The 25,617-nt window shown below is 61.1% G+C and carries 27 protein-coding genes and 1 tRNA gene; 8 read left to right on the forward strand and 20 right to left on the reverse strand.

The features are described 5' to 3' along the window. Window positions 1-110 precede the first annotated feature (110 nt). Window positions 111-1,298: a 4-hydroxybenzoate 3-monooxygenase gene (gene pobA / locus GV818_RS29210; RefSeq protein ID WP_161778222.1), complete on the forward strand. Its 1,188-nt coding sequence runs from the start codon at window positions 111-113 to the stop codon at window positions 1,296-1,298. Between the two features lie 191 nt (window positions 1,299-1,489). Then, complete coding sequence (locus tag GV818_RS29215) at window positions 1,490-3,544, forward strand: TonB-dependent receptor domain-containing protein (RefSeq protein ID WP_161756813.1); 2,055 nt, start codon at window positions 1,490-1,492, stop codon at window positions 3,542-3,544. A 56-nt stretch (window positions 3,545-3,600) separates the two neighbouring features. Here GV818_RS29215 and ychF read toward each other — a convergent pair whose 3' ends face one another. From ychF to GV818_RS29255, 8 genes are all read right to left on the reverse strand, one after another. After that, on the reverse strand, window positions 3,601-4,701 hold the full coding sequence (gene ychF / locus GV818_RS29220) for a redox-regulated ATPase YchF (RefSeq protein ID WP_161756810.1): 1,101 nt from the start codon (window positions 4,699-4,701) through the stop codon (window positions 3,601-3,603). Window positions 4,702-4,723: 22 nt separating this feature from the next. After that, window positions 4,724-5,308, reverse strand: a complete 585-nt coding sequence (pth, locus tag GV818_RS29225; protein ID WP_161756809.1) for an aminoacyl-tRNA hydrolase — start codon at window positions 5,306-5,308, stop codon at window positions 4,724-4,726. Between the two features lie 167 nt (window positions 5,309-5,475). Then, window positions 5,476-6,075 (reverse strand): 50S ribosomal protein L25/general stress protein Ctc, encoded by a 600-nt coding sequence (locus GV818_RS29230; protein WP_161756808.1) that lies wholly within the window; start codon window positions 6,073-6,075, stop codon window positions 5,476-5,478. A 138-nt stretch (window positions 6,076-6,213) separates the two neighbouring features. Further along, a complete protein-coding gene (locus GV818_RS29235; protein ID WP_161756807.1) occupies window positions 6,214-7,155 on the reverse strand; it encodes a ribose-phosphate pyrophosphokinase in 942 nt (313 codons plus the stop codon). A 47-nt stretch (window positions 7,156-7,202) separates the two neighbouring features. After that, window positions 7,203-7,277 (reverse strand) — tRNA-Gln (locus GV818_RS29240). Window positions 7,278-7,313: 36 nt separating this feature from the next. Then, window positions 7,314-8,165 carry a 4-(cytidine 5'-diphospho)-2-C-methyl-D-erythritol kinase gene (ispE, locus tag GV818_RS29245; RefSeq protein ID WP_161756806.1) on the reverse strand — a complete coding sequence of 284 codons (852 nt, stop codon included), beginning with the start codon at window positions 8,163-8,165 and terminating at the stop codon, window positions 7,314-7,316. Between the two features lies 1 nt (window position 8,166). Then, window positions 8,167-8,784 carry a lipoprotein insertase outer membrane protein LolB gene (gene lolB, locus GV818_RS29250; protein ID WP_161756805.1) on the reverse strand — a complete coding sequence of 206 codons (618 nt, stop codon included), beginning with the start codon at window positions 8,782-8,784 and terminating at the stop codon, window positions 8,167-8,169. A 4-nt stretch (window positions 8,785-8,788) separates the two neighbouring features. After that, window positions 8,789-10,513: a tetratricopeptide repeat protein gene (locus GV818_RS29255; protein WP_161756804.1), complete on the reverse strand. Its 1,725-nt coding sequence runs from the start codon at window positions 10,511-10,513 to the stop codon at window positions 8,789-8,791. 183 nt (window positions 10,514-10,696) lie between these two features. On the opposite strand from GV818_RS29255, the gene hemA reads away from it, so the two are divergent. The 6 genes from hemA (at window position 10,697) to GV818_RS29285 (ending at window position 16,052) form a co-directional block, all read left to right on the forward strand. Further along, a complete protein-coding gene (gene hemA, locus GV818_RS29260) occupies window positions 10,697-11,971 on the forward strand; it encodes a glutamyl-tRNA reductase (protein WP_161756803.1) in 1,275 nt (424 codons plus the stop codon). Continuing rightward, on the forward strand, window positions 11,971-13,053 hold the full coding sequence (prfA, locus tag GV818_RS29265; RefSeq protein WP_161756802.1) for a peptide chain release factor 1: 1,083 nt from the start codon (window positions 11,971-11,973) through the stop codon (window positions 13,051-13,053). The genes hemA and prfA overlap by 1 nt, the downstream gene beginning before the upstream one ends. After that, a complete protein-coding gene (gene prmC / locus GV818_RS29270; protein WP_161756801.1) occupies window positions 13,054-13,884 on the forward strand; it encodes a peptide chain release factor N(5)-glutamine methyltransferase in 831 nt (276 codons plus the stop codon). Further along, window positions 13,878-14,633 (forward strand): molybdopterin-synthase adenylyltransferase MoeB, encoded by a 756-nt coding sequence (gene moeB / locus GV818_RS29275; RefSeq protein WP_161756800.1) that lies wholly within the window; start codon window positions 13,878-13,880, stop codon window positions 14,631-14,633. The genes prmC and moeB overlap by 7 nt, the downstream gene beginning before the upstream one ends. After that, on the forward strand, window positions 14,626-15,417 hold the full coding sequence (gene murI, locus GV818_RS29280) for a glutamate racemase (RefSeq protein WP_161756799.1): 792 nt from the start codon (window positions 14,626-14,628) through the stop codon (window positions 15,415-15,417). The genes moeB and murI overlap by 8 nt, the downstream gene beginning before the upstream one ends. A gap of 116 nt (window positions 15,418-15,533) precedes the next feature. Beyond that, a complete protein-coding gene (locus GV818_RS29285) occupies window positions 15,534-16,052 on the forward strand; it encodes an acyloxyacyl hydrolase (protein WP_161756798.1) in 519 nt (172 codons plus the stop codon). 7 nt (window positions 16,053-16,059) lie between these two features. On the opposite strand, the gene GV818_RS29290 is transcribed toward GV818_RS29285, so the two are convergent. The 12 genes from GV818_RS29290 to GV818_RS29345 form a co-directional block, all read right to left on the reverse strand. Further along, complete coding sequence (locus tag GV818_RS29290; protein WP_161756797.1) at window positions 16,060-16,365, reverse strand: YkgJ family cysteine cluster protein; 306 nt, start codon at window positions 16,363-16,365, stop codon at window positions 16,060-16,062. A 54-nt stretch (window positions 16,366-16,419) separates the two neighbouring features. After that, window positions 16,420-16,935: a DUF2878 domain-containing protein gene (locus tag GV818_RS29295; protein WP_161756796.1), complete on the reverse strand. Its 516-nt coding sequence runs from the start codon at window positions 16,933-16,935 to the stop codon at window positions 16,420-16,422. Then, window positions 16,928-18,199 (reverse strand): SAM-dependent methyltransferase, encoded by a 1,272-nt coding sequence (locus GV818_RS29300; RefSeq protein ID WP_161756795.1) that lies wholly within the window; start codon window positions 18,197-18,199, stop codon window positions 16,928-16,930. Before GV818_RS29300 ends, GV818_RS29295 begins: the two co-directional genes overlap by 8 nt. Continuing rightward, window positions 18,186-19,001, reverse strand: coding sequence for a DUF1365 domain-containing protein (locus GV818_RS29305; protein ID WP_161778223.1), 816 nt, complete (start codon window positions 18,999-19,001; stop codon window positions 18,186-18,188). Before GV818_RS29305 ends, GV818_RS29300 begins: the two co-directional genes overlap by 14 nt. Beyond that, a complete protein-coding gene (locus tag GV818_RS29310) occupies window positions 18,998-20,245 on the reverse strand; it encodes an NAD(P)/FAD-dependent oxidoreductase (RefSeq protein ID WP_161756793.1) in 1,248 nt (415 codons plus the stop codon). Before GV818_RS29310 ends, GV818_RS29305 begins: the two co-directional genes overlap by 4 nt. After that, window positions 20,242-21,012, reverse strand: coding sequence for an SDR family NAD(P)-dependent oxidoreductase (locus GV818_RS29315; RefSeq protein WP_161778224.1), 771 nt, complete (start codon window positions 21,010-21,012; stop codon window positions 20,242-20,244). The genes GV818_RS29310 and GV818_RS29315 overlap by 4 nt, the downstream gene beginning before the upstream one ends. After that, entirely contained in the window at window positions 21,009-21,434 is a 426-nt protein-coding gene (locus tag GV818_RS29320) for a nuclear transport factor 2 family protein (protein WP_161778225.1), read from the reverse strand. The genes GV818_RS29315 and GV818_RS29320 overlap by 4 nt, the downstream gene beginning before the upstream one ends. Then, window positions 21,427-22,872 (reverse strand): deoxyribodipyrimidine photo-lyase, encoded by a 1,446-nt coding sequence (gene phrB, locus GV818_RS29325; RefSeq protein ID WP_161778226.1) that lies wholly within the window; start codon window positions 22,870-22,872, stop codon window positions 21,427-21,429. The genes GV818_RS29320 and phrB overlap by 8 nt, the downstream gene beginning before the upstream one ends. A gap of 13 nt (window positions 22,873-22,885) precedes the next feature. Then, complete coding sequence (locus tag GV818_RS29330) at window positions 22,886-23,821, reverse strand: MerR family transcriptional regulator (protein ID WP_161778227.1); 936 nt, start codon at window positions 23,819-23,821, stop codon at window positions 22,886-22,888. A 3-nt stretch (window positions 23,822-23,824) separates the two neighbouring features. After that, the gene (locus GV818_RS29335; RefSeq protein ID WP_161778228.1) at window positions 23,825-24,775 is read right to left on the reverse strand and encodes a YbgA family protein; all 951 of its coding nucleotides are present in this window, start codon (window positions 24,773-24,775) and stop codon (window positions 23,825-23,827) included. Window positions 24,776-24,897: 122 nt separating this feature from the next. Next, complete coding sequence (locus GV818_RS29340; protein ID WP_161778229.1) at window positions 24,898-25,113, reverse strand: TIGR02450 family Trp-rich protein; 216 nt, start codon at window positions 25,111-25,113, stop codon at window positions 24,898-24,900. Further along, window positions 25,110-25,617 (reverse strand): NAD(P)/FAD-dependent oxidoreductase (locus GV818_RS29345; RefSeq protein ID WP_178125176.1); only part of this gene is annotated, 508 nt, incomplete at its 5' end. The genes GV818_RS29340 and GV818_RS29345, both read right to left, overlap by 4 nt.

A 25,617-nucleotide genomic window follows, 5' to 3' on the forward strand; every position in this document is an offset into this window, starting at 1 on the left:
ATCACCATTTTTTCTAATTTTTGTCGGTAAAAATGCAGGGGTACAACAATAACCATAATTTCCAGCCTTCGCCCACCGGGTGACTGGAATGCCCTCATGAGACGACAACAATGAAAACTCAGGTTGCGATTATCGGCGCCGGACCTTCGGGTCTGCTACTCGGCCAGCTGTTGCACAAGGCTGGCATCGACACGGTGATTGTCGAACGTCAGACCCCGGACTATGTGCTCGGTCGTATCCGCGCTGGAGTCCTGGAGCAAGGCACCGTGGATATGATGCGCGAGGCGGGGGTCGCCCAGCGCATGGACGCTGAGGGCCTGGTTCACGAAGGGGTGGAGTTGTTGATGGGTGGCAAGCGTGTGCGCATCGACCTCAAGGCACTGACCGGCGGCAAGACGGTGATGGTCTACGGCCAGACTGAAGTCACCCGCGACCTGATGGCGGCCCGCGCCGCCAGCGGTGCACCGATTATTTACTCGGCAGACAACGTACAGCCTCATGGCATGAAGGATGGGCAGCCCTACATCACCTATGAAAAGGACGGCCAGCTTCACCGCATCGATTGCGACTACATTGCCGGTTGTGATGGTTTTCATGGCGTTGCGCGCAAGAGCATTCCCGAGGAAGTACTCACTCACTATGAGCGCGAGTACCCGTTCGGTTGGCTGGGGCTGCTGTCCGATACTCCGCCGGTCAACCATGAACTGATCTATGGCCAGCACCCACGCGGTTTCGTGCTTTGCAGCCAGCGCTCCCTGACTCGCAGCCGTTATTACCTGCAAGTGCCGCTGACCGACACGGTCGAGGACTGGTCCGATGAGCGCTTCTGGGACGAGCTCAAGGCGCGCTTGCCGGCGGATGTGGCGGATGACCTGGTCACCGGGCCGTCACTGGAAAAAAGTATCGCGCCGCTGCGCAGCTATGTGGTGGAGCCGATGCAGTACGGCAAGCTGTTCCTGGTGGGGGACGCTGCCCACATCGTCCCGCCTACAGGCGCCAAGGGCCTGAACCTGGCGGCTTCCGATGTGTGTTACCTGTACCGCATTCTGGTCAAGGTTTATCGAGAAGGGCGCACCGACCTGCTGGAGAAGTATTCCGAGCTGGCACTGCGCCGAGTCTGGAAGGGCGAGCGTTTCAGCTGGTTCATGACCAACCTGCTGCACGACTTTGGCGAGTACCAGGACGCCTGGGATCACAAGATGCAGCAGGCCGACCGCGAGTATTTCCTCAACTCCCAAGCGGGCCTGGTGAACATTGCCGAGAACTATGTGGGCCTGCCTTACGAAGACGTTTGCTGAGGCATTGATGCTGCAACCGTCCGCGCTCATGGGACGGTTTTAGCGCGTCGATCTACGAACAGTGCTCTGCCGTGAATGTATCTGTTTTGAAATATATCTATTTATAAATGCTAATCATTAGCATTACACTCCGGACCTTCTCCCTTCTAGTGCACCTCTAGGGTGCATTGAATCGACAAGGATTGTGTGTAATGAAAGTCAGTTCCTGCCTGTTCAATTCCCTGCTGTTGAGTGCTGGTGTCAGCCTTGCCGCCCCGGTGCTACACGCCAGCGAGGCCGGTGACAAGGCTGCCCCTGCAGCGCTTGAATTGGACACTGCGTTCGTCACCGCCACCGGTGGCGCCACGGACCTCAAGGATGCTCCGGCCAGTGTCAGTGTCATTACCCGCGAGGAAATCGAGCGCCAGCCGGTCTACGACCTCAATACGCTGTTGCGTCGGGTGCCGGGAGTGACCGGTGGTTTCGGTCCTGTGGGCGAGCAGTCGAAGATCAAGCTGCGGGGGCTGGACGATAAGTACACGCTGATCCTGGTGGACGGCAAGCGCGTCGGCAGCTCTGCTGACCTGAGCTATCGCCGTGACCTGGCGCGTCAGGACCTGAACTGGATCTCGCCGAACATGATCGAGCGCATCGAGATTGTTCGCGGCCCGATGTCGTCGCTGTATGGCTCGGACGCCATGGGTGGGGTGATCAACATCATCACTCGCAAGGTCTCGCGGACCTGGACCGGCTCGGCCAGTACCAACATCACCGTGCCCAAGGACTCCGATCGTGGCCAGACCACCCAATACAGTGTGAATGCGGCGGGGCCATTGACCGAGTCCCTGGGCCTGCGCCTGGGGGCCAACGTTACGCGTCGGGCGGCGGATGAAGTCACGGCGCGGCGCGATGCCCAAGGCGATTTCATGTACGACGACGGTGCGGGCGGGTCAAAGGATCAGAGCGTGAATGCTCTGCTGGACTGGCAGATCAATGAAGAGCAGAGCTTGTCCTTCGAGGCGGTGCACGGTGTCGAAAACTCCTGGGCATCAAAGAAGACCTTTGGTGACTGGGACGAAACCATTGGTGGCGCCTTCGGCCCCAGCCGACTGACGCGCGACAGCTACATCCTGTCCCACACCGGCAATTGGAGCTTTGGTACCTCGAAGCTCGATGCCTATCTGAACAAGTACCGCAACGACCTTGATATGGGCAAAGCCAACTCCGAGGAGAAGATCGTCGAGGGCAGCCTCAATCTACCCTTCGAGCTACTGGTGGATCAGCGCCTGACGCTGGGCGGGCAATGGAAGCGCGAGGAGCTGACCAACACCAATACCCTTGGCACCGTACCGGTGGATTACCAGGGCGCGCCGGTCAATGGCTCGACCTTGAAGGGCGATTACTCGGCGGCCTTTATCGAGGATGAACTGTTCCTGCTGGACAACCTGTCCCTGACCCTGGGCAATCGTTTCGACCACAGCGACAAATATGGTAACCACAACAGCCCACGGGCCTATGTGGTGTATCACCCGCACCCGGACTGGACCGTACGTGGCGGGGTTTCCAAGGGTTTCCGTGCTCCGAGCCTGAAAGAGGGCAGTGCGGGTGCCGCGACCGAGTCTGGTGGCCGGGGATGTGGTTCGCTGCGTCCATTGGGCTATGACCGGGGCAGTTGCTGGATGGCCGGCAACCCGAACCTGATGCCGGAAACCAGCACCAACAAGGAAATCGGCGTGTCGTTCGATCATGACGGTTGGGAAGCCGGCCTGACTTACTTCCACACCGACTTCACCGACAAGATCGAATACGGTCCGCTGGGCAAGTATCAGGGCCGCTGGTGGACCATGCTGGAAAACGTCGACAAGGCGCGTACCCGTGGCTGGGAAGGCTCCACCCGGGTGCCGCTGGGTGAGTCCGTATCTTGGCGGACCAATGCCACTTACATGCTCGAGAGCAAGAACCTGTCCACTGGCGAAGAGCTGATCAGCGCGCCCAAGTTGTCGTTGTTCAGTGCACTGGACTGGCAGGTCAACGACCGTTTGAGCACTGAGTTGTCGGCGCAGCACGTCGGCAAGCAGCGGGGCATGGGCAATGATTTCGTGCAGTCCTATACCACCTACGACCTGACGGCGAACCTGGCGTTAACCAAGTGGCTGACCTTGAACGGTGGTGTGCAGAACTTGATGGATAAGGACCTGCGGGACGGATCGACCAACTTCTATGTGCCCGGACGGGCGTTCTTCGCGGGGGCGACCACCTACTTCTGAGGTCGCTGGATGTAGCGGGGATTCAGCCCCATTGCCAGGCAATGGGGCTGAAGGGATCACACGTTGAAGCGGAAGTGCATCACGTCGCCATCCTTGACGATGTACTCCTTGCCTTCCAGGCGCCATTTACCGGCTTCCTTGGCGCCGGCTTCACCCTTGAACTGGATGAAGTCGTCGTAGGCAATGACTTCGGCACGGATAAAGCCTTTTTCGAAGTCGGTGTGGATCACGGCAGCGGCTTGCGGCGCGGTGGCACCCACGCGTACGGTCCAGGCGCGAACTTCCTTCACCCCGGCGGTGAAGTAGGTCTGCAGGTTGAGCATTTCGTAGCCGGCGCGGATCACCCGGTTCAGGCCTGGCTCTTCCAGGCCCAGGGCCTCGAGGAACATGTCCTTTTCTTCGCCGTCATCGAGCTCGGCGATTTCCGCTTCGATCTTGTTGCACACCGGCACCACGATCGCGCCTTCTTCTTCGGCGATGGCCTTGACCACGTCCAGCAGCGGGTTGTTCTCGAAACCGTCTTCAGCGACGTTGGCGATGTACATCACCGGCTTGGTGGTCAGCAGGTGGAAACCGCGGATGATCGCCTTCTCGTCGGCGTTCATGTCCTTCATCAGGCTGCGGGCTGGTTTGCCTTCGGTGAAGTGGGCGATCAGCTGTTCCAGCAGGGCTTTCTGCGCCACTGCATCCTTGTCGCCGCCCTTGGCGTTGCGCGTGACCTTCTGCAGTTGCTTCTCGCAGCTGTCGAGGTCGGCGAAGATCAGTTCCAGGTCGATGATCTCGATGTCGCGCTTGGGATCAACGCTATTGGACACGTGGATCACGTTGTCGTCTTCGAAGCAGCGGACCACGTGGGCGATGGCATCGGTTTCGCGGATGTTGGCCAGGAACTTGTTACCCAGGCCTTCACCTTTCGAGGCACCGGCTACCAGGCCGGCGATGTCGACGAACTCCATGGTGGTCGGCAGCACGCGCTCCGGCACCACGATGGCGGCCAGGGCGTCCAGGCGCGGATCGGGCATTGGCACGATGCCGGTGTTGGGCTCGATGGTGCAGAAGGGGAAGTTCTCGGCCGCGATCCCGGATTTGGTCAGGGCGTTGAACAGGGTGGACTTGCCGACGTTAGGCAGGCCGACGATGCCGCAATTGAATCCCATGGTGTTTCCCCTCGGATAAGAGTCAGGCCTTCTGGCTGTGCAGGTTTTTCATCGCACGGTTCCATTCCCCGGCGAAGATATCCGGCAGCACGCCGAGGGCAAAATCGATGCTGGCATCGAGTTTTTCCTGTTCGGCGCGAGGCGCACGACCCAGGACAAAGTTTGAAACCATACTGGCAACGCCCGGGTGGCCAATGCCGAGCCGCAGACGGTGAAAGGTATTCTGATTACCGAGCTGCGCGATGATGTCCCGCAGTCCGTTGTGCCCGCCATGCCCGCCGCCGGTCTTGAGTTTGGCAACGCCGGGTGGCAAGTCGAGTTCGTCGTGGGCCACCAAGATTTCTTCCGGCTTGATGCGGAAGAAGCCGGCAAGTGCCGCCACGGCTTGGCCGCTACGGTTCATGTAGGTGGTGGGAATCAACAGACGAATGTCCTGACCCTGGTGACTGAAGCGCCCGGTCAGGCCGAAATATTTGCGATCGGCGACAAGGTTGATTCCTTGTTTCTCGGCGATGCGCTCAACAAAAAGGGCCCCTGCGTTATGCCGGGTCTGTTCGTATTCGGCGCCTGGATTACCCAGGCCAACGATCAGTTTGATGGCAGTCACGATAGGGGCCCTTCTTTGGAGTGATGGATAACATCGCCGCAACCGGTGCTACGGCGAAAGTGGACGACAAAAACTTGTTTGCCTTGCGGCAAATTTCGCGTTCTCGCCCGCTTTCTCGCTACGTTCCAGTCCGCGATGTGTTCCGCTTACTCCGGCGTCAGAGTGAATTACTCTGCAGCGCCTTCTTCTGTCTCAGCAGCAACACGTGGGGCGTAGACGTTGGCAACAGCCAGGTCGTTGCCGTGTGCCAGAGCAACAAACTCAACGCCTTTAGGAGCGTTGAGGTTGGACAGGTGGATCACGGTGCCGATGTCAGTCGCAGCCATGTCGACTTCGATGAACTCAGGCAGGTCTTTCGGCAGGCAGGAAACTTCGATCTCGGTAGCTGCGCGGAAGATCTCGCCGCCTTTCTTGATCGGTGCTGCTTCGTTGATCAGGTGCACTGGAACCATGGCGGTCAGTTTCTGACCGGCGATCACGCGAACGAAGTCAGCGTGCATCACGTGGCCTTTGGCCGGGTGACGTTGCAGGGCCTTGATCACAACGCTCTGCTTGGTGCCACCGACGTTCAGTTCGATGATGTGGCTGTAGGCAGCTTCGTTTTCCAGCAGCTTGGCCACTTCTTTGGCCAGCATGCTGATGGATTCAGGGGCTTTGTCGCCACCGTAAACTACAGCTGGAACCAGGCTTGCGAGACGACGCAGGCGGCGGCTCGCACCTTTCCCCAGGTCGGAACGCACTTCAGCATTCAGAGTAAAATCGTTCATGTTGTATCTCCAAAATAACCACATTCGCCCCAGCGTTTGCGACCAGCGCTAAAGGCGATATGGGCAAAAAAGCCCCGTCCCAACACAGGTTGGGACGGGGCGCTTTTCGTCATCGGGATGTTCTGCCAGGGCAAGCCCTTAGCGGAACATCGCGCTGATCGATTCTTCGTTGCTGATGCGGCGAACCGCTTCGGCAACTACCGGGGCGATATCCAGTTGGCGGATACGCGCACAGGCTTGTGCTGCAGCGGACAGCGGGATGGTGTTAGTCACCACCAGCTCGTCCAGCATGGAATTTTCGATGTTCTCGATGGCCCGACCCGACAGCACAGGGTGTGTGCAGTAGGCAAAGACCTTGGCTGCGCCATGCTCTTTCAGGGCCTTCGCCGCGTGGCACAGAGTGCCGGCGGTATCGACCATGTCATCGACCAGAATGCAGGTGCGTCCTTCGACATCGCCGATGATATGCATCACTTCAGAGTGATTGGCTTTCTCACGACGCTTGTCGATGATCCCGAGGTCCACGCCCAGGGACTTGGCCACGGCACGTGCACGCACGACGCCACCAATGTCCGGGGACACGATCATCAGGTTTTCGAAACGCTGATCTTCGATGTCATCCACCAGAACTGGGGAGCCGTAGATGTTATCTACCGGAATATCGAAGAAACCCTGAATCTGGTCAGCATGCAGATCAACCGTGAGAACACGGTCAATGCCGACTACGGTAAGCATGTCAGCGACAACTTTCGCGCTGATAGCCACACGTGCGGAACGCGGACGGCGATCCTGACGGGCATAACCAAAATAAGGAATAACAGCAGTGATACGAGTGGCTGAGGAGCGACGGAAGGCATCAGCCATCACGACGAGTTCCATCAGGTTATCGTTGGTCGGAGCGCAAGTCGGCTGAATAATGAAGACGTCTTTACCGCGGACATTTTCATTGATCTCGGCAGTAATTTCGCCGTCGGAAAATTTTCCAACAGAGATGTCACCGAGAGGGATATGCAGCTGACGTACGACACGCCGAGCCAGATCGGGGTTAGCGTTCCCCGTAAAGACCATCATCTTGGACACGCGCAGTACCTGAAGGCTGAGGGTATACCTGGATGAGTATAGGAAAATGGCAGGGGCGGCTGGATTCGAACCAACGCATGGCAGGATCAAAACCTGCTGCCTTACCGCTTGGCGACGCCCCTGTATCTGTTGCTTCGAGTACCTGGTACCCGGTTCCTTTAGAGCAGACTTTGCAGCTTGCGATGCAACATCGAAACGTTGCTTCCTTTAGCGACAAACCCTGTAAGGGTCTCTGTAAGAAGGGCCGAGACTTTATCAGCTTCAGCTTTGCTTGGGAAGCCCCCAAACACACAACTTCCAGTTCCAGTCAGTTTTGCTTCGGTAAATTTACCTAACAAATTCAATGCGTTACGTACTTCTGGATAACGCCTTGCGACTACCGGAAGGCAGTCGTTTCTGCTGTTTCCCTTGGGAACGGGGCGCACTTTAATGGGCGGAGTGTCACGTGTCAACAACGGATCGGAAAAAATTTCCGCTGTACTTACAGACACTTGCGGGATCAGTACCAGATACCAGGGTTCGTCGGGATCTACAGGGGTGAGTTTTTCCCCCACGCCTTCAGCGAAAGCTGCATGCCCACGTACGAAAACCGGGACATCGGCACCCAGTGTCAGCCCCAGGGCGGCCAGTCGATCCTCGTCCCAACCCAATTGCCAGAGATGATTGAGGCCCAGCAGGGTCGTGGCGGCATTCGAGCTGCCGCCGCCGATGCCGCCGCCCATGGGCAGGATCTTGTTGATCCAGATATCGATGCCCTGTGTGCAGCCGGATTGTTCCTGGAGTTTTTTCGCGGCCTTGACGATCAGGTTACTGTCGTGAGGTACGCCGTCGAACTCGGTGTGCAACTGAATCACGCCGTCATCACGCAGGGCAAAGGTGATCTCGTCGCCGTAGTCGAGAAACTGAAACAGCGTCTGCAGTTCGTGATAACCATCTTCGCGGCGACCGAGGATGTGCAGCATCAGATTGAGTTTGGCCGGCGAGGGCAGGGTCAGTTTTTCCACGGCCATGTCATTGCCCCAGCTTGCGCGGTTGCCATTCCTTGATCACCAGGGTGACATCAAGGTCGCTGCCGTGCAGTTTGATGCGCTCAGGCAGCCAATAGCCGTTCTGCTCCGAGTAGCTGCTGTATTCCACTTGCCAGCCGTCTTGTTCCAGGCTCGCCAGATGGCTGTCACCGTCCAGGGTCAGGCGGCTTTTGCTGTCGGGAGCGGGCAGGCCGCGGACCCACCAGGCTAGATGGGATACCGGTAATTTCCAGCCCATCTGTTCTTCCAGAAGGGTTTCCGGACTGGCCGCTTCATAGCGACCCTGGTTGGCCACTTCCAGGCTGACCTTGCCGGGGCGACCGGTGAGACGTGCAGCGCCGCGACCCAATGGGCCGGACAGGCGGATGTCGTAGTAATCCTGGCGTTGCAGCCAGAACAGGGTGCCGCTGCCGGAATCCTTGGGTGCGCGAATGCCGATCTTGCCGTTGATCTGCCAGCCATCAAGGGCCGTCAGTTGATCTTTGTACAGGCGCCATTGCGCCGGATTGCCTTGGCCTTGCACCGACTCACGGGCACCAAAGCCGGCGCAACCGGCGAGCAGGGCAATGAAGCTGAAAACGATAAGGTGGCGCAAAAACATAGTCTTAAAGGGTCTCTGATCCGGTCAGGCGTTTGATGGTGCCACGCAGGACGGGGCTGTCTGGCTGGTCCTTGAGGAACTTGCTCCAGATCTGCTTGGCCTCGCGCTGCTTGCCGTTGTTCCACAGCACTTCGCCCAGGTGCGCCGCGACTTCCTGGTCGGGGAAACGCTCCAGGGCTTGACGCAACAGGCGCTCAGCTTCGTCGAGGTTACCCAGGCGGAAGTTCACCCAGCCCAGGCTGTCGAGTACCGCCGGGTCTTCCGGGGTCAGTTGGTGGGCCTGTTCAATCAGCGTCTTGGCTTCGGCGTAGCGTGTCGTACGGTCAGACAAGGTGTAGCCCAAGGCGTTCAGGGCCATGGCGTTGTCCGGTTCGCGCTGGATGATCAGGCGAAGGTCTTTTTCCATCTGCGCCAGGTCATTGCGTTTTTCCGCCTGCATGGCTCGGGTGTAGAGCAGGTTCATGTCGTCGGGGTACTGCAGCAAAGCCTGCTGGATGACTTTCCAGGCACGGTCGCCCTGGTTGTTCGCCGACAGAGTCTCGACTTCGATCAGGTACAACTGGATGGCGTAGTCGGGCTGGGCATCGCGGGCCGCTACCAGGCGTTTTTGCGCCTCGTCGGTGCGGCCATTGTTCATCAGGATATCGGCCTGCCGCAGTTGCGCCGGCAGATAGTCGTTGCCCGGGCCGACCTGGCCGTATTCGATCAACGCTCCTTGCGGGTCGTTGAGCTCTTCGGCGATGCGCCCCAGGTTCAGGTGCGCCGAGTCTTCGTGGCTTTCCCGGGCGATCAGGTCTTCCAGGTAACCCTTGGCTTCTTGCCAGGCCTTGGCTTCCAGGCACACCAGTGCCAGGGAGTAACGCAGCTCGTCGTCTTCCGGATACTGCTGGACCAGGCTGGAGAACTGGGTCTTGGCGTCCTCCATGCGGTCCTGCTCCACCAGCATGCGGGCGTAGGTCAGGCGCAGGCGCTTGTCGTCCGGGTACTTGCGGATGCTTTTTTCCAGCAGCGGCAGGGCTTCTTTGCCGCGGTTGAGGCTTTGCAGCAGGCGGGCGCGCAACAACAGCGGTGCCACCTCGCCGTCTTCCGGCGGATTCTGCTCCAGCAAGGTCAGCGCATCCTTGGCGTCGCCGTCCTGTTGCATCAACAAGGCCTTGCCGAAGATCAGCTGGCTGTTGTGCGGGTGCTTTTGCAACAAGCGGTCGAAGCTTTTCATCAGGCCGTTGCGGGTGTCCTGATCGGTATCGGCGGCCGACAGGGCGAGAAAGTCGAAATGCGTGTCGCCCTTGCCCTGCAGGACCTTCTCCATATAAAGCATGGAGTCGTCATAACGTCCGGCCCGGGCCAGCTGGATCGCGGCAGCCCGTTGCGCTTCGAGGTCATCGGGGGCGTTTTTGGCCCAGATCAGCGAAGTATCCAGAGCCGCCTGATCGGCGCCCAGGTATTCGGCGATGCGGAAGGCCCGCTCGGAAATGCCCGGGTCCTGGGTATTGATGGCCTGGGTCACGTAGTTGTCCAGGGCAATGTCGAAACGATTGCGCTGGCCCGCCAGTTCAGCGCTCAGCAGACTGAAAATGGTGTCTTCACTGAACGAGGAGTAGACCTTGGGCTTTTCAGGGGCGGGGGTACTGTCTTCCACCGGCGATGTAGCGTCCGATGAGCCGGGTGCCAGAGACTGGCAACCGCTGAGGAAGGCAAGGGCGAGGAACAACGCGGAAGATCTATTCATATAGGAAGAGGGCGACTAACCTGCGGTCGGATCATCATGACACAAGCCTTCGGCCAAACATAACCGAGACTCAACGGGATGCCAGAACAGAGGCAGTCTATTAGGACAATAGTCGGCGGTAGTTGTTCTGAATCTGTCGAAGTAGGACAATTGCCGGCTTCTCGACATCATCAGCGACCTTGAATGGCCTTCCTTGCACTCGGTATTAACCACAAGACTGCTTCTGTAGACGTCCGCGAGCGCGTGGCCTTTACCCCTGAGCAGTTGGTTGAGGCCTTGCAGCAGCTCTGCCGACTCACCGACAGCCGCGAAGCTGCGATCCTCTCCACCTGCAATCGCAGTGAGCTCTATATAGAACAGGATCATCTTTCTGCGGATGCGGTACTGCGCTGGCTGGCGGATTATCACCACCTGAGCCTAGACGAGCTGCGCGCCAGTGCCTATGTGCATGAAGACGATGCGGCAGTTCGTCACATGATGCGGGTGGCCTCGGGCCTGGATTCGCTGGTGTTGGGCGAGCCGCAGATTCTCGGGCAGATGAAGTCCGCCTACGCCGTGGCCCGCGAGGCCGGCACCGTCGGACCGTTGCTGGGGCGGCTGTTCCAGGCGACGTTCAGTGCTGCCAAGCAGGTGCGCACCGATACGGCTATCGGCGAGAACCCGGTGTCCGTGGCCTTTGCCGCGGTGAGCCTGGCGAAACAGATTTTCAGTGATCTGCAGCGCAGCCAGGCGCTGCTGATCGGCGCGGGCGAGACCATTACCCTGGTCGCCCGGCACCTGCATGACCTGGGCGTCAAACGTATTGTGGTGGCCAACCGCACCCTGGAGCGTGCCAGCCTTTTGGCGGAGCAGTTCGGCGCCCACGCGGTGTTGCTGTCGGATATTCCTCAGGCGCTGGTGCATAGCGATATTGTCATCAGCTCGACGGCCAGCCAGCTACCTATTCTCGGGAAGGGTGCCGTGGAAAGCGCGTTGAAGCTGCGTAAGCACAAGCCGATCTTCATGGTGGACATCGCCGTTCCTCGGGATATCGAACCAGAAGTCGGCGAGTTGGACGACGTTTACCTGTATACCGTCGACGATCTGCACGAAGTGGTCGCGGAAAACCTCAAGAGCCGTCAAGGCGCGGCCCAAGCCGCTGAGGAGTTGGTGAACATTGGCGCCGAGGATTTCATGGTGCGCCTGCGGGAACTGGCGGCGGTGGACGTGCTCAAGGCCTATCGTCAACAAAGCGAGCGCCTGCGTGACGAAGAACTGCAGAAAGCCCTGCGCATGCTGGCCAATGGCAGCGGTGCAGAGGAGGTCCTGGCCCAACTGGCCCGCGGCCTGACCAACAAATTGCTGCACGCGCCGAGTGTGCAACTGAAAAAACTCTCTGCCGAAGGCCGCCTCGATGCGCTGGCCATGGCCCAAGAACTGTTTGCCCTCGGTGAGGGCTCTTCGGATAAAACCCCGTAATGAAAGCGTCACTGCTCAATAAACTGGACATCCTCCAGGACCGTTTCGAGGAATTGACCGCCTTGCTCGGCGATGGCGAAGTCATTGCCGATCAGACCAAGTTCCGTGCCTATTCCAAGGAATACGCAGAAGTCGAGCCGATCGTGGCCACCTATAAGCAGGTGCTCAAGGTCCAGGCTGATCTTGAAGGCGCTCAGGCCCTGCTCAAGGACAGCGATCCAGACCTGCGGGAAATGGCTGTCGAGGAAGTGCGCGATGCCAAGGAGCAATTGGCCGAGCTGGAAAGTACCTTGCAGCGCATGTTGTTGCCCAAGGACCCGAACGACGGACGCAACGTATTCCTGGAAATCCGCGCCGGCACTGGCGGTGATGAGGCGGCAATCTTCTCCGGCGACCTGTTCCGCATGTATTCCCGTTATGCCGAGCGGCGTGGCTGGCGGCTGGAGATCCTCTCGGAAAACGAGGGTGAGCACGGCGGCTATAAGGAAGTGATTGCCCGGGTCGAAGGCGACAGCGTCTACGGCAAGCTGAAGTTCGAGTCCGGCGTGCACCGTGTACAGCGGGTGCCGGCCACTGAATCCCAGGGGCGTATCCACACCTCCGCCTGCACCGTGGCGGTGCTGCCGGAGCCGGATGAACAGGAAACCATCGAGATCAACCCGGCAGACTTGCGCGTCGATACCTATCGCTCCTCGGGCGCTGGCGGTCAGCACGTGAACAAGACTGATTCGGCGATCCGCATTACCCACCTTCCTTCGGGAATCGTGGTGGAGTGCCAGGAAGAGCGTTCCCAGCACAAGAACCGGGCGCGAGCCATGTCCTGGCTGTCGGCCAAGCTCAACGACCAGCAGACCAGCGCGGCGGCCAACGCGATCGCCAGCGAGCGCAAGTTGCTGGTGGGCTCGGGGGACCGCTCCGAGCGCATTCGCACCTATAACTTCCCCCAGGGGCGGGTCACTGATCACCGGGTCAACCTGACCCTGTATTCCCTGGACGAAATCCTTGCTGGGGGCGTGGACGCGGTGATCGAACCGCTACTGGCTGAATATCAGGCCGATCAACTTGCGGCATTGGGTGAGTAAATGACCATCATCGCCAGCCTGCTGCGCGCAGCCCAATTGCCCGATTCGCCGACTTCGCGCCTGGATGCCGAATTGCTCCTGGCCGCGGCCCTGGGCAAGCCCCGCAGTTTTCTTCACACCTGGCCGGAGCGCATAGTGCCCAGCGAGGCGGCACTGTTGTTCGCCGAGTATCTGCAACGGCGTCGCTCTGGCGAGCCGGTGGCCTACATCCTCGGCCAGCAGGGTTTCTGGAAGCTCGATCTGGAAGTGGCCCCCCATACGCTGATCCCGCGTCCTGACACTGAACTGCTGGTGGAAGCGGCGCTGGAGTTGCTGCCAGCGACCCCGGCCAAGGTACTCGACCTGGGTACTGGCAGTGGGGCCATCGCCCTGGCCCTGGCCAGCGAGCGCCCGGCCTGGAAGGTCACCGCGGTGGATCGGGTGCTGGAGGCCGTGGCCCTGGCCGAGCGCAATCGTCAGCGCTTGCAACTGGACAACGTCACGGTGCTCAGCAGTCACTGGTTCAGTGCCATCGAGTCCCAGCGCTTCCAGTTGATCATCAGTAATCCTCCGTACATTGCCGAGGCCGATCCGCACCTGGTGGCCGGTGATGTGCGTTTCGAACCGGAAAGTGCCCTGGTCGCGGGCAAGGATGGCCTGGATGATCTGCGGCTGATTGTTGCGCAGGCTCCGCAACACCTGGAAGCCGGCGGCTGGCTGATGCTCGAACATGGTTACGACCAGGCAACTGCGGTGCGTGAGTTGTTGACCGAGCAAGGCTTTGTCGAAGTCCATAGCCGGGTCGACCTGGGTGGGCATGAGCGCATCAGCCTCGGGAGCCTGCCGTGCTGACGGACCAGGAACTGCTGCGCTATAGCCGGCAGATTCTGTTGCAGCACGTTGATATCGACGGCCAACTGCGCCTCAAGCAGAGCCGGGTGCTGATTGTCGGCCTCGGCGGCCTCGGTGCGCCGGCGGCGCTGTACCTGGCGGCAGCCGGTGTCGGCGAACTGCACCTGGCAGACTTCGACTCGGTGGACCTGACCAACCTGCAGCGTCAGATCATCCACGACAGCAACAGTGTTGGGGTCAGTAAAGTGGATTCGGCCATCAGCCGGTTGTCCGCCCTCAATCCGCAAATCCGTCTGGTGCCCCATCCCGTGGCGCTGGATGCCGACTCCCTGGCCGCCGCTGTGGCGGCCGTGGACCTGGTCCTCGACTGCTGTGACAACTTCGCTACCCGTGAGGCGGTGAATGCCGCTTGCATGGCTGCCGGTAAACCCCTGGTCAGCGGTGCGGCAATTCGCCTGGAAGGGCAGTTGTCAGTGTTCGACCCGCGTCGTCCTGAGAGCCCTTGCTACCACTGTCTGTATGGCCACGGCAGCGAAGCCGAACTGACCTGCAGCGAAGCCGGGGTCCTGGGCCCGCTGGTGGGAGTGGTGGGCAGCCTGCAGGCGTTGGAAGCCTTGAAACTGTTGGCTGGTTTTGGCGAACCGCTGGTGGGCCGGTTGCTACTGATCGATGCGCTGGGCACGCGTTTTCGTGAACTGCGAGTCAAACGCGACCCAGGCTGCAGTGTCTGTGGTGCGCATCGTGAGTGAGGCGCCGATCGGCGTGTTCGACTCCGGCGTCGGCGGTCTGTCGGTGCTGGCGGAAATTCAACAATTGCTGCCCCGGGAGTCGCTGTTGTACTTCGGTGACTGCGGGCATATCCCCTATGGCGAAAAGACCCCCGAATTCATTCGCCATCGTTGCGGCCTGATGGCGCGGTTCTTTCGCGAGCAGGGAGCCAAGGCGCTGGTGCTGGCCTGCAACACCGCCACGGTGGCCGGGGTCGCCGAGCTGCGCCGGGATTACCCGGACTGGCCGATCGTTGGCATGGAGCCTGCGGTCAAGCCCGCGGCGGCGGCGACCCGCAGCGGCGTGGTCGGGGTGCTGGCCACCACCGGGACCTTGCAAAGTGCCAAGTTCGCCGCCTTGCTCGATCGTTTTGCTACCGATGTGAAGGTCGTTACCCAGCCCTGCCCGGGCCTAGTGGAGATGATCGAAAACGGCGATCTGCACAGCGCTGCCCTGCGTCAGTTGCTGCAGGGCTATGTCGAGCCGCTGCTGGCCGCCGGTTGCGACACCATTATCCTGGGCTGTACCCATTATCCGTTTCTCAAGCCTCTGCTGGTGCAGATGCTGCCTGCCCACATCAGCCTGATCGACACTGGCGCCGCTGTTGCCCGGCAGTTGCAGCGCTTGCTGGACGAGGGCCATCTGCGCGCCCGGGACGTGGCTCGCGAGACGCTGTTCTGGACCAGTGGCGATGTCCCGCATTTTGCTCGGGTACTGCCACTGCTGTGGAAAGAACCTGGCAGGGTTCAGCGTTTCGAGTTGTGAAAGAAATGTGAAATGACCGCGGTCGACGCTGAACTTCTGAGCGCGCGTGGACTTCTATAACTTATGCACAAGGTTGTACAAAACCCTACAAAATCGTCGAAAAAAGGATGTTTCTGATGAAGCGACTGTTCTGCCTGACCGCCTTGGCGGCCGCGTTGCTGGGGCACGGTTTTTCCGCTCAGGCGGCCGGTGTCGAGTTTTCCGTAGGGCAAACCGGAGATTCGACTCAGACTTATCGGCTGGGCATGCAATGGGATTGGGACAAGAGCTGGCTGCAAAGTGATGTCGGTCGCCTGACCGGCTACTGGAGCGGTGCCTACACCTATTGGGATGGCGATAAACGGTCGAGTAACCACAGCTTGTCGTTCTCGCCGGTGCTGGTCTACGAATTTGCCGGCAACAATGTCAAACCCTACATCGAAGCTGGGATCGGGGTGGCAGCCTTTGCCCACACTGAGGTCGAAGACAACAAGCTGGGTTCTTCCTTCCAGTTTGAGGACCGCATCGGTTTTGGCCTGCGTTTCGCTGGGGGGCATGAGGTCGGCATCCGCGCCACGCACTATTCCAATGCCGGGATTCAAACGCCCAACGAGGGAATCGAAAGCTACGCCCTGCATTACACGATGCCGCTGTAACGCCTGTTCAGCGATACGCCGTGGTAATTCCCTGGCGTTCGCTCAGGCAGTCCGCTTCTCCCAGTTCGAATTCGCGACAGATCAAGGGACGCAGCTCATAGATGCTGCAACGCATGCTGTCGCGATCGAGTGCTGCGCACCAGCCGTCGTCCAGGCGGCGCATGACTTCGCCGCCCCAATCGTCGGTATCGATAAAGCGCTCGGGCACCCCGGTGTCGGTGATCAGCATGACTTCCAGCTGACAGCAACAGGCGGCACAGGTCGAGCAACTGATGGCCGGTTCGGGGATGGCGGTAACGGGGATGGTGATCATAGGCGCGCAGTGTAAGGCAGTGGGCATGGGCTGTGTTAAAGCCCTGACGGACGCTCAATCCTGGGCCGTCAGTTCAGGCTCTTCGGGAGCGGGGCGCGCCAGCACGTGCAGCAGTGGCAAGAGCATTGCCCAGAGCAGCCCCAAGCCGATCAAGGTCGGCCACAAGCCATAGGCAAAACCCACCCCGGCCAGTCGTCCCCCGGCGTAATACGACAGCGGTCCGAACAGCGCGCCCAAAGCGCTGGCCAGCCACCAGCGGCGTGCGGTCCAGGCCAGGCAATGGCGCAGGGTCGTTCCCAGTAAGGCCCAGAGCAGCATCAGCCAGAGCGGAATCAGCAGGCTCACCTGCTTGAACTGGAACACCCCCAGCCAGTGCAGGAAACTGTCCAGGGTGATGCCGATCAGGGCAATCCCGATGATCATGCGCCCTTCGCCGGTCCAACTGCCGATCCACAGGAAGTGCACCATCAGGATCGCCGCCGCCAATAGCAGCCAGGGACTGTCGCCACTGAGCACGCAGATGAACCAGCCCAGCTGGAACAGCATTGCGTTGGCCAGTTGCTTACGCATCGAAGCGGCCCAGCAGCGGCTGCGGTGCTGCCGCGGGTTTGGCCAGGAGCAGTTGCGCAGTGCCGATGGTGCGCTCAAGGAAACCGCCTTCGCAGTAGCACAGGTAGAACTCCCACAGCCGCAGGAAATACTCGTCGTAGCCCAGCTCGGTCAGACGGCCGTGGGCGCGCCGGAAGTTCTCGTGCCACAGGCGCAGGGTGCGGGCGTAGTGCAAGCCGAAGTCCTCCATGTGCAGCAGGTTCATGTCGGTATCGCGACTGACCACTTCGAGCATTTTCTGCACGCAGGGCAGGGCCCCGCCGGGGAAGATATAGCGTTGGATGAAATCCACGCCGTTCTTTGCTTGTTCATATCGCTGGTCGCGGATGGTGATGGCCTGCAGCAGCATCAGGCCGTTGCTTTTCAACAACTGGGCGCATTGCTTGAAGTAGGTGGGCAGGAAGCGGTGGCCCACGGCTTCGATCATCTCGATGGACACCAGCTTGTCGTACTGCCCGGTCAGGTCGCGATAGTCCTCCAGCAGCAGGGTGACCCTGTCCTGCAGGCCGGCCGCCTCGATCCGTTGCCGGGTAAAGGCGAACTGCTCTTTGGACAGGGTTGTGGTGGTGACCTGGCAACCATAATGCTGCGCCGCGTACAGGGCCATGCTGCCCCAGCCGGTGCCAATCTCCAGCAGATGATCCTCGGGTTGCAGGGCCAGTTTCTGGCAGATGCGCTCCAGCTTGTTCAACTGGGCCTGCTCCAGGCTGTCGTCGTCACGGCGGAACTGTGCTGCGGAGTACATCATGGTGGGGTCGAGGAACTGCTCGAACAGCTCATTGCCGAGGTCGTAGTGGGCGGCGATGTTTTTCTGCGAACCCTTGCGGGTATTGCGATTGAGCCAGTGCAGGCCACGCACCAGCGGCCTGCCGAGTCTTGCCAGGCCGCCCTCCATGGCGTCCAGCACCTCCAGGTTGCTGACGAATACGCGGACCACCGCTGTCAGGTCCGGGGTGCTCCAGTAACCGTGGATGAAGGCTTCGCCGGCGCCGATCGAACCACTGCTGGCGACCAAGCCCCAGGCGTTACTGTCATGGATATGGATTTCTCCGAGCAAGGCCGCTGCGCTGCTGCCGAATACCAGGCGCTCACCGTCTTCGATGATCACCAGTTGCCCGTGCCTGAGCTGCGCCAGTTGTCGCAGCACGGCACGGCGCAGCAGGCTGGCGGTAAGGCCGTGGGTGCTGAACAGCGTGGGCTTGGCCGATACGCTAGAGGATTTCATGGCGGCGATCCTTGGGTTGTACAGCGGCTGTGCGATAGGCGCCGGTGGCGGCCTCGTGGGGTACAAACTCGATGCCCTTGCCGACCAGGCGCAGGGCTTGCCAGTAGATCGCCAGGCAGGTCTTGGCAGTCATCCACGGAAAGCGCAGCAGGTACTGATGCAGGCTGCGGCGATCCAGGGCCTGGCGTTGCAGGTTGAGGGTGGCGTCGAACACCTTGAGCTCGCCTTGCCAGTCGGCCATGTGCACGCCAAGCCGGTCGGCAGGAGGGCTGAAACTCATGCGGTATTGCAGGTCCCGGGGCAGGAACGGCGACACGTGAAAAGCCTTGGCCACAGCGAAGTGTTGGTGTTGCGCGGTCTCGGCACTGTCGGCGTTGGCTGGCAGCACATAGTGGTAGCGCTCGCGCCAGGGCGTGTTGGTGACCTCGCAGAGAATCGCCGCCAGCTGCCCATCCGCTTCAAAGCAGTAGAAGAAACTCACCGGGTTGAAGGCCAGGCCCCAGCTGCGTACTTGGGTCAGCAGGCGCACGGCGCCTTGCGGCGTATGGCCGATGGCCTCGCTCACTTGCTGGCGTACCGCGTCTATCAGGCGCATGCCCTGGCTGGTGAAGGTTTTCAGGTAGTCGCTTTCCCGGAAGGAGAACGGCGCGAAGCGGCTCTGGCCGGCCAGGGGTGAAAGACCCAGCACCGCCTCCTGTTCGTCCAGGTCCAGGTACAGCAAGCCGATCCTGTACCGGAAGGCATGGCCCTTGGGGACGAAGCGCCGGTGGCTGATCCAGCCGCTGTACAGGGCACTGTTCACAATTGTTCTCCAAAGGCCTGGGCCACGCGCAAGGCGCTGACCACGCCGTCTTCGTGGAAACCGTTGGCCCAGTAGGCACCGCAGTAGAAGCTGTGATGGGCACCCTGCAGTTCGCCCCAGCGTGCTTGGGCCGCCACTGCACCAAGGCTGTATTGCGGATGGGCGTAGGTGTAGCGGGCGAGAACTTTCGAGGGGTCGATGGCCTCGCTCTGGTTGAGGCTGACGCAGAAGGTGGTGGCGCTCTGCAGACCCTGGAGAATGTTCATGTCGTAGGTCACCGCGGCAGCTTTCTCGCCGCGGCTGTCGAGGCGATAGTTCCAGCTGGCCCAGGCCAGGCGGCGGCGTGGCAGCAGCCGGGTATCGGTGTGCAGCACCACTTCGTTGTCGGCGTAGGGCAGGGCCTGGAGAATCTCCCGTTCGGCATGGCTCGGACTGGCCAGCAGTTGCAGGGCCTGGTCGCTGTGGCAGGCGAACACCACCTTGTCGAAACGCTCGCTGCCCGCGGCACTGTGGATCACCACCCCGAGTGCGTCGCGCTCGACCCGCTGCACTGGGCAATCGAGGCGGATGTGCTGGTGGAACGAGGCGGTCAATGGCTCGATGTAGCGGCTCGAGCCGCCTTCGATCACGCACCATTGCGGGCGGTTGCTCACCGACAACAGGCCGTGGTTCTTGAAGAAGCGCACAAAGAACTGCAGGGGGAAGCCGAGCATCTGCACGGGCGACATCGACCAGATCGCCGCACCCATGGGCACGATGTAGTGCTGGATGAAGCGTTCGCCGTAACCCCGGCTTTTCAGGTAGTCGCCGAGGGTGGTGTCGGCGGCGATCCGTTGGTGCTGCAAGTCGAGCTGGGAGGCTTTGTTGAAGCGCAGGATGTCCCGCAGCATGCCCCAGAAGCCCGGCGACAGCAGGTTGCGGCGCTGGGCGAAGAGGCTGTTGAGGTTGTTGCCGTTGTACTCCAGGCCCGAGATTGGGTCGCAGACCGAGAAGCTCATTTCGGTGGGTTTGAACCTGACCCCGATCTGTCCCAGCAGGCGGATGAAGTTGGGGTAGGTCCAGTCGTTGAAAACGATGAAGCCGGTGTCCACCGCCTGGGTTTCGCCGTTCAGGCTGACATCCACGGTATGGGTATGGCCGCCGATCCAGCTGCCGGCTTCGTATACCCGGATGTCATGGCGGCGATTGAGTACATAGGCGCAGGTCAGGCCGGCGATACCGCTGCCGATGATGGCTATTTTCACGATGCATCCCCCGTGCGGGCCAGGCGCTTGGCGATCGCCAGTTGCAGCCGGCCGGGCAGCCAGGCCAGGAACCTGAGGCCGAAGATGAACGGGGTTGGGAAAGCGATCTCCAGGTCCCGGTGTGGCAGGCGAGTGTGGATATGCCGGGCGGCCTTGTCGGCGGGCCAGCTCATGGGCATGGGAAAGTCGTTGTGCGCGGTCAGCGGGGTGTCGACGAAGCCCGGGCTGACCAGGGTGACATCGATGCCTTCGGCGGCGAGGTCGATGCGCAAGGATTGCAGCAGGTAGCGCAGCGCGGCCTTGGAGGCACCGTAGGCGCCGGCCCGGGGCAGCGGCAGGTAGGTCACGGAGCTGGCCACGCCGACCAGATGCGGGCGATTGCCGGCGCGCAACAACGGCAGCGCGGCTTCGATGCAATAGCTGGCGGATAGCAGATTGCTGCTCAACACGCGCTCGATCATTGCCGCTTCGAACTGCCGCACGTCGATGTATTCACAGGCCCCGGCATTGAGGATCGCACTGTCCAGGGCGCCCCAGGCCTGGGCGATGCGTTTGCCGATCTCGCGCACTTGCAGGGCGTCGGTGAGATCGCCGGGTACCACCAGTACCCGGCCCGGATAGCGCTGGGCCAGGGCTTCCAGGGGCTCGCGTGAGCGCGCACTGACGGCCACCTGGGCGCCGGACTTGAGCAGTTCCTCGGCCAGTGCCGCGCCGATCCCGCTGCTGGCGCCGGTGAGCCATATCCGCCGTGGCATTGCCGCGTTCATCCGAGTCTCCTTTTCAGCCAGGCGATCACCCGGCCGAGGACGGGCAGGTGTTCGTAGAGCAAGGCGCCGGCGTCGAAATAGTCGCGGTGACGGTAGACCTTGCCGTCGCGCCAATGCAGGTGCGAACAGCCAGGGACTCGAATCCACTGGCCGCCTTCGAGGCGCGGGTGGCGGTAGCTCATGGTCCAGCGCAGATAGCCCTGGCCATCGCCGCAGGTATCGGCGCCGTGGAACTCGAAGCGCAACTCGCTGATGTTGGCGTACAGCTCGACGAAGTAGTTCTGCAGGCGTGGCAGCCCGTGCACTTCATGCAGCGGATCGGTGAACTGGATGTCCTCGCTGTAGAGCTGGCCCAGGCGCTGCAGGCTGTGCTTGTCGAGGCTGGCGAAATCCCGGGCGAAGTGTTCGAGGAAGTCACTCATGGGCACCTCCCGCATCCAGGCGCGAAGGCAACGCCTTGAATGCTGCCAGGGCACGCTCCCGGGACATCGACAGGTTGACCATGGGGGCTGGATAGTCGGCGACGCCGAACAGGCCACCCAGCGCAGCAGGGTTGTGGATATCTTTTTTGTTCAGCCCCGCCAGTTGCGGTAGCCAGTGCTTGATGAAGCGTCCCTCGGCGTCGAAGCGTTCTGACTGGCTCACAGGGTTGAAGATGCGGAAGTAGGGCGCTGCATCGGTGCCGGTCGAAGAACTCCACTGCCAGCCACCGTTGTTCGCCGCGAGGTCGCCGTCGATCAGGTGCTGCATGAAGAAACGCTCGCCCTCGCGCCAGTCGATCAGCAAGTTCTTGGTCAGGAACATTGCCACCACCATTCGCAGGCGGTTGTGCATCCAGCCGGTCTCCAGCAACTGGCGCATGGCGGCGTCGATGATCGGCAGGCCGGTGCGTGCTTGCTGCCAGGCTGCCAGCTCTGCGGGCGCGTCGCGCCAGGCCACGGCTTCGGTTTCCGGGCGGAAGGCCCGATGTCTGGAAACCCGTGGGTAGCCCACCAGGATGTGTTTGTAGAACTCGCGCCACAGCAACTCGTTGATCCAGGTGACGGCGCCGGGGTTGCCGCTTTCAAACTCCCCCTGGTTGCCGCGCAAGGCGGCGTGCAGGCACTGCCGGGGTGAGATCACGCCGGCGGCGAGGTAGGGCGAAAGCTGGCTGGTGCCGGGTTTTGCCGGGAAGTCGCGCTCGCTCTGGTAGTAGGTGATCTGCTCGTCGGTGAACTGTTCGAGGCGCTCCTGGGCTTCACTCTCACCGGCTGGCCACAAATCCTGCAGTGACTGGCTGGGACGTGGGAAACCTTCGATCTGACGCGGCAGTGGATCGGCATTGATCGACAGTCGCTGTTGCGCCTTGGGCGTGCTCACCAGAGCGGGTAGTGCGCTGTGCAGACGGCTGTAGCAGACCTTGCGGAACTGGCTGAACACCTGGAAGTAGCTGCCGCTTTTGGTCAGTACGCTGCCGGGCTGGAACAGCAGTTGATCGAGGTAGCCCCGGACATTCACATCGGCATTTTCCAGGGCCTGGGTCACGGCCGCATCGCGCCGACTCTCGTGGATGCCGTATTCCTCGTTGAAGTGCAGCATCTGTACCTGCAACTGTCGGCACAGCTCCAACAGGACCTGGGGCGCCTGGTCCCAGGTAGTGGCGCTGCGGATCAGCAAGGGGATGTTCAATTGGCCCAGAGCGGTGCTCAGGTGCTGCAGGTTGCGCAGCCAGAAGTCGACTTTGCACGGTGCGTCATCGTGGGCCAGCCATTGCTCCGGGCTCAGCAGGTACACCGCTACGGTCGGCCCCCGTTGCATGGCGGCGCTCAGAGCGGTGTTGTCATGTAGGCGCAGGTCGCTGCGTAGCCAGATCAGTTGCATGCCGGTTCCCGGATTAGAAGAGTCCTCGCTGAAGCAGTGCCTGGTAAGCCGCAATCGGGTCTTGGGCCAGGTTCAGATCAGCGACTCGTGTGATACATACGGACCACTCGGCGGGGTGGATGCACACCGCGGGTCCTGCGATGAATTTTTTGCAGGTAATGCCGTTGAGCAACTTGGGCAGGTGCGTGGGGTTCAAGGTCTTGCTGGAGTACAGCAGCAGGCCGCGGGCCTGCAGGCGCTCGACAGCCAGGGCCAGTTCGGCTCCGGGCAGTGGCCAGTCGAAGACTTCCACCGGGCAGTCGGCGCTGCTGGCCAGCCAGGCGGTCAGCCACAGGTGGGGCTCCAGGGCCAGGTCAGACTGGTTGACCAGCAGCAGCGGGGGGCCCTGCAGTTGACGATTGTTGTGGTAGATCCGGGCGCCCAGCTTGCTGCGCAGCCAGGAATAGAAAAATACCTGCTCCATCTGGCTGCCGAACTGGCCTTGCCAGTGCTGCTCCAGTTCCGCCAGCAGTGGCATCAGCAATTGCTCGCACAAGGTGCGCGGCGGATAGAGCGCCATGGCCTGGTTGAAGACATCGTCGACTTTGCGCTCGGCCAATTGGCTGATGGCTTGGCTCAGGCTCTGGCGCAACCGCTGCCAGTCATTCTCGGCAGGCGCGCTGTGGGCAGGAGTGTTGTCTAGCAGATGCTTGACCTGGCTGACCGCGACCCCGCGATTGAGCCAGGTGAGGATGGTCAGGACCTGTTGCACCTGTTCCTGGGAAAACAGTCGGTGGCCCTTGGGCGTACGCAGCGGCACGATCAGCCCGTAACGGCGTTCCCAGGCCCGCAGGGTTACCGCGTTGACCCCGGTCTGGCGTGCCACTTCACGGATCGGCAGCCAGCCCTCATCCAGGGCGCGCTGGTACTGGGCGCTGTTATCGTCGGCCTGTTGGCTCGGCTGTTTCATGGCTCAGATCGCGTTGCGCAGGCTGAGATTTTCCGGGTGCGGCTGCAGGTACAGCTGCTGGGCGATGTAGGGATCGGGGTGTTGGCGGAAGTGGTGCTTGAGCAGGGTCAGGGGCACCACCAGAGGGACGATGCCGTGGCGGTACTGGCCAATGATATGCAGCACCTCCTGCTTGTCTTCGGCGCTGATGGCTTGCTTGAGATAACCGCTCAGATGCTGCAGTACATTGCTGTGGGTGCCGCGAGTGGCGCATTTGCTCAGCGCCGCCATCAGCTCTCTGAAATAGTGCGGGCCGATCAAGGCCGGGTCCCCCTTGCCCATGCTGCCCAGCAGCTTGCCCAAGGTCTTGTACTGCACCGGGTGATGGGCCATCAGCAGGTATTTGCAGCGTGAGTGGAAGTCAGTCAGGCCACGGCGACTCAGGCCTTGCTTGAGCAGTTCCTGCCAGTCGCGGTAGACGTAGACCCGGGTCAGGAAGTTTTCCCGCAGCACCGGATCATTGAGACGCCCGGCTTCTTCCACCGGCAGGTCGGGATGTTGCTGGCAGAAGGCCTGGGCATAGATTCCGCGGCCGCCGTTTCGGTGGGGAATGCCGTTGGCCTGATACACCTTGACCCGTTCCAGGCCACAAGACGGCGAGTTCTGCATGAAGATGTAGCCGCAGATATCGTGCACTTGCACCGCCATGCGCTCGCCGTATTCCGCCAGGGACTGGGTGACATCCAGCGTTGCGTCCACCGTACCCACGGCGCGAGGGTGCTCGGGGTCGCCGCTCAGGCGAATCGGCTCGCGGGGAGTGCCCATGCCGATGGCGACTTCCGGGCACAGCGGCACGAAATCGAAGTAGTCACTGAGCACCCGGCTGCACAGGCGTGATTCTTTATGCCCACCGTTGTAGCGGACCTCGACGCCCATCAGGCAGGCGCTGATGGCAATTTTCGGTTTGCTGGACATGGTTAAACCTCCGGGATTTACCTGTACAAAAACTAGTTCCTGTACAACTTGTCTTCATCATAGAATTAAAGTTGTACAAGTCAAATTATTTGTATAGGTAATTCCCTGGCCGGTTTGCTGAGTTATTGCCAGCCCATTCGCCAGTCGCTGTCGTTCTGCAGGGTTTGCCATTTCAAGCGCTGGCAACGTCGGGTGAGAACCGCCTGCAACTCGATGTCCAGCACTGTGCCTTGTTCATCGCAGAACAATTCAGTGACCAGAAAGTGCTTTTCGCGGCGTTGTGGAAGGGCTGCTGTCCACTTCGACAGCAGCAATTTGCGTGGGTTGAGGCGATTCACTGCAGGCTCTCGTGTAGTCGGCGCGCCGCTTCCTGGCCACTGAGCCAGGCGCCTTCGACCCGCCCGGACAGGCACCAGTCACCGCATGCATAAAGCCCCAGGTCGACATCGGCCAGTGCGCCCCATTCGTGGCTGCTGGCCGGGCGAGCGTAGAGCCAGCGGTGGGCCAGGCTGAAGGTGGGGGCGGGCATGACGCTGTGCAGCAACTCGGCAAAGGCCCCGTGCAATTGTTCGGTCACGGCCTCTTTGGACAGGTCGATGTGTTGCCGGCTCCAGGCACTGGTGGCGTGCAGGATCCAAGTGTCGAGATGACTGTCGCGCCCGGGCTTGCTGCGGTTGCGGGCCAGCCAGTCCAGTGGGCTGTCTTGTACGAAGCAGCCTTCCATTGGGGTTTCCAGGGGGGTATCGAAGGCTAGGGCGACGGCCCAGGTCGGGTCCATCTTGACTCCCGCGGCGACCCCGGCGAGTTTCGGTGCGGCGGTGAGCAGGGCGGTGGCTTGGGGG

The sequence above is a fragment of the Pseudomonas sp. Fl4BN1 genome (assembly GCF_009908285.1).
Classification (GTDB): Bacteria; Pseudomonadota; Gammaproteobacteria; order Pseudomonadales; family Pseudomonadaceae; genus Aquipseudomonas.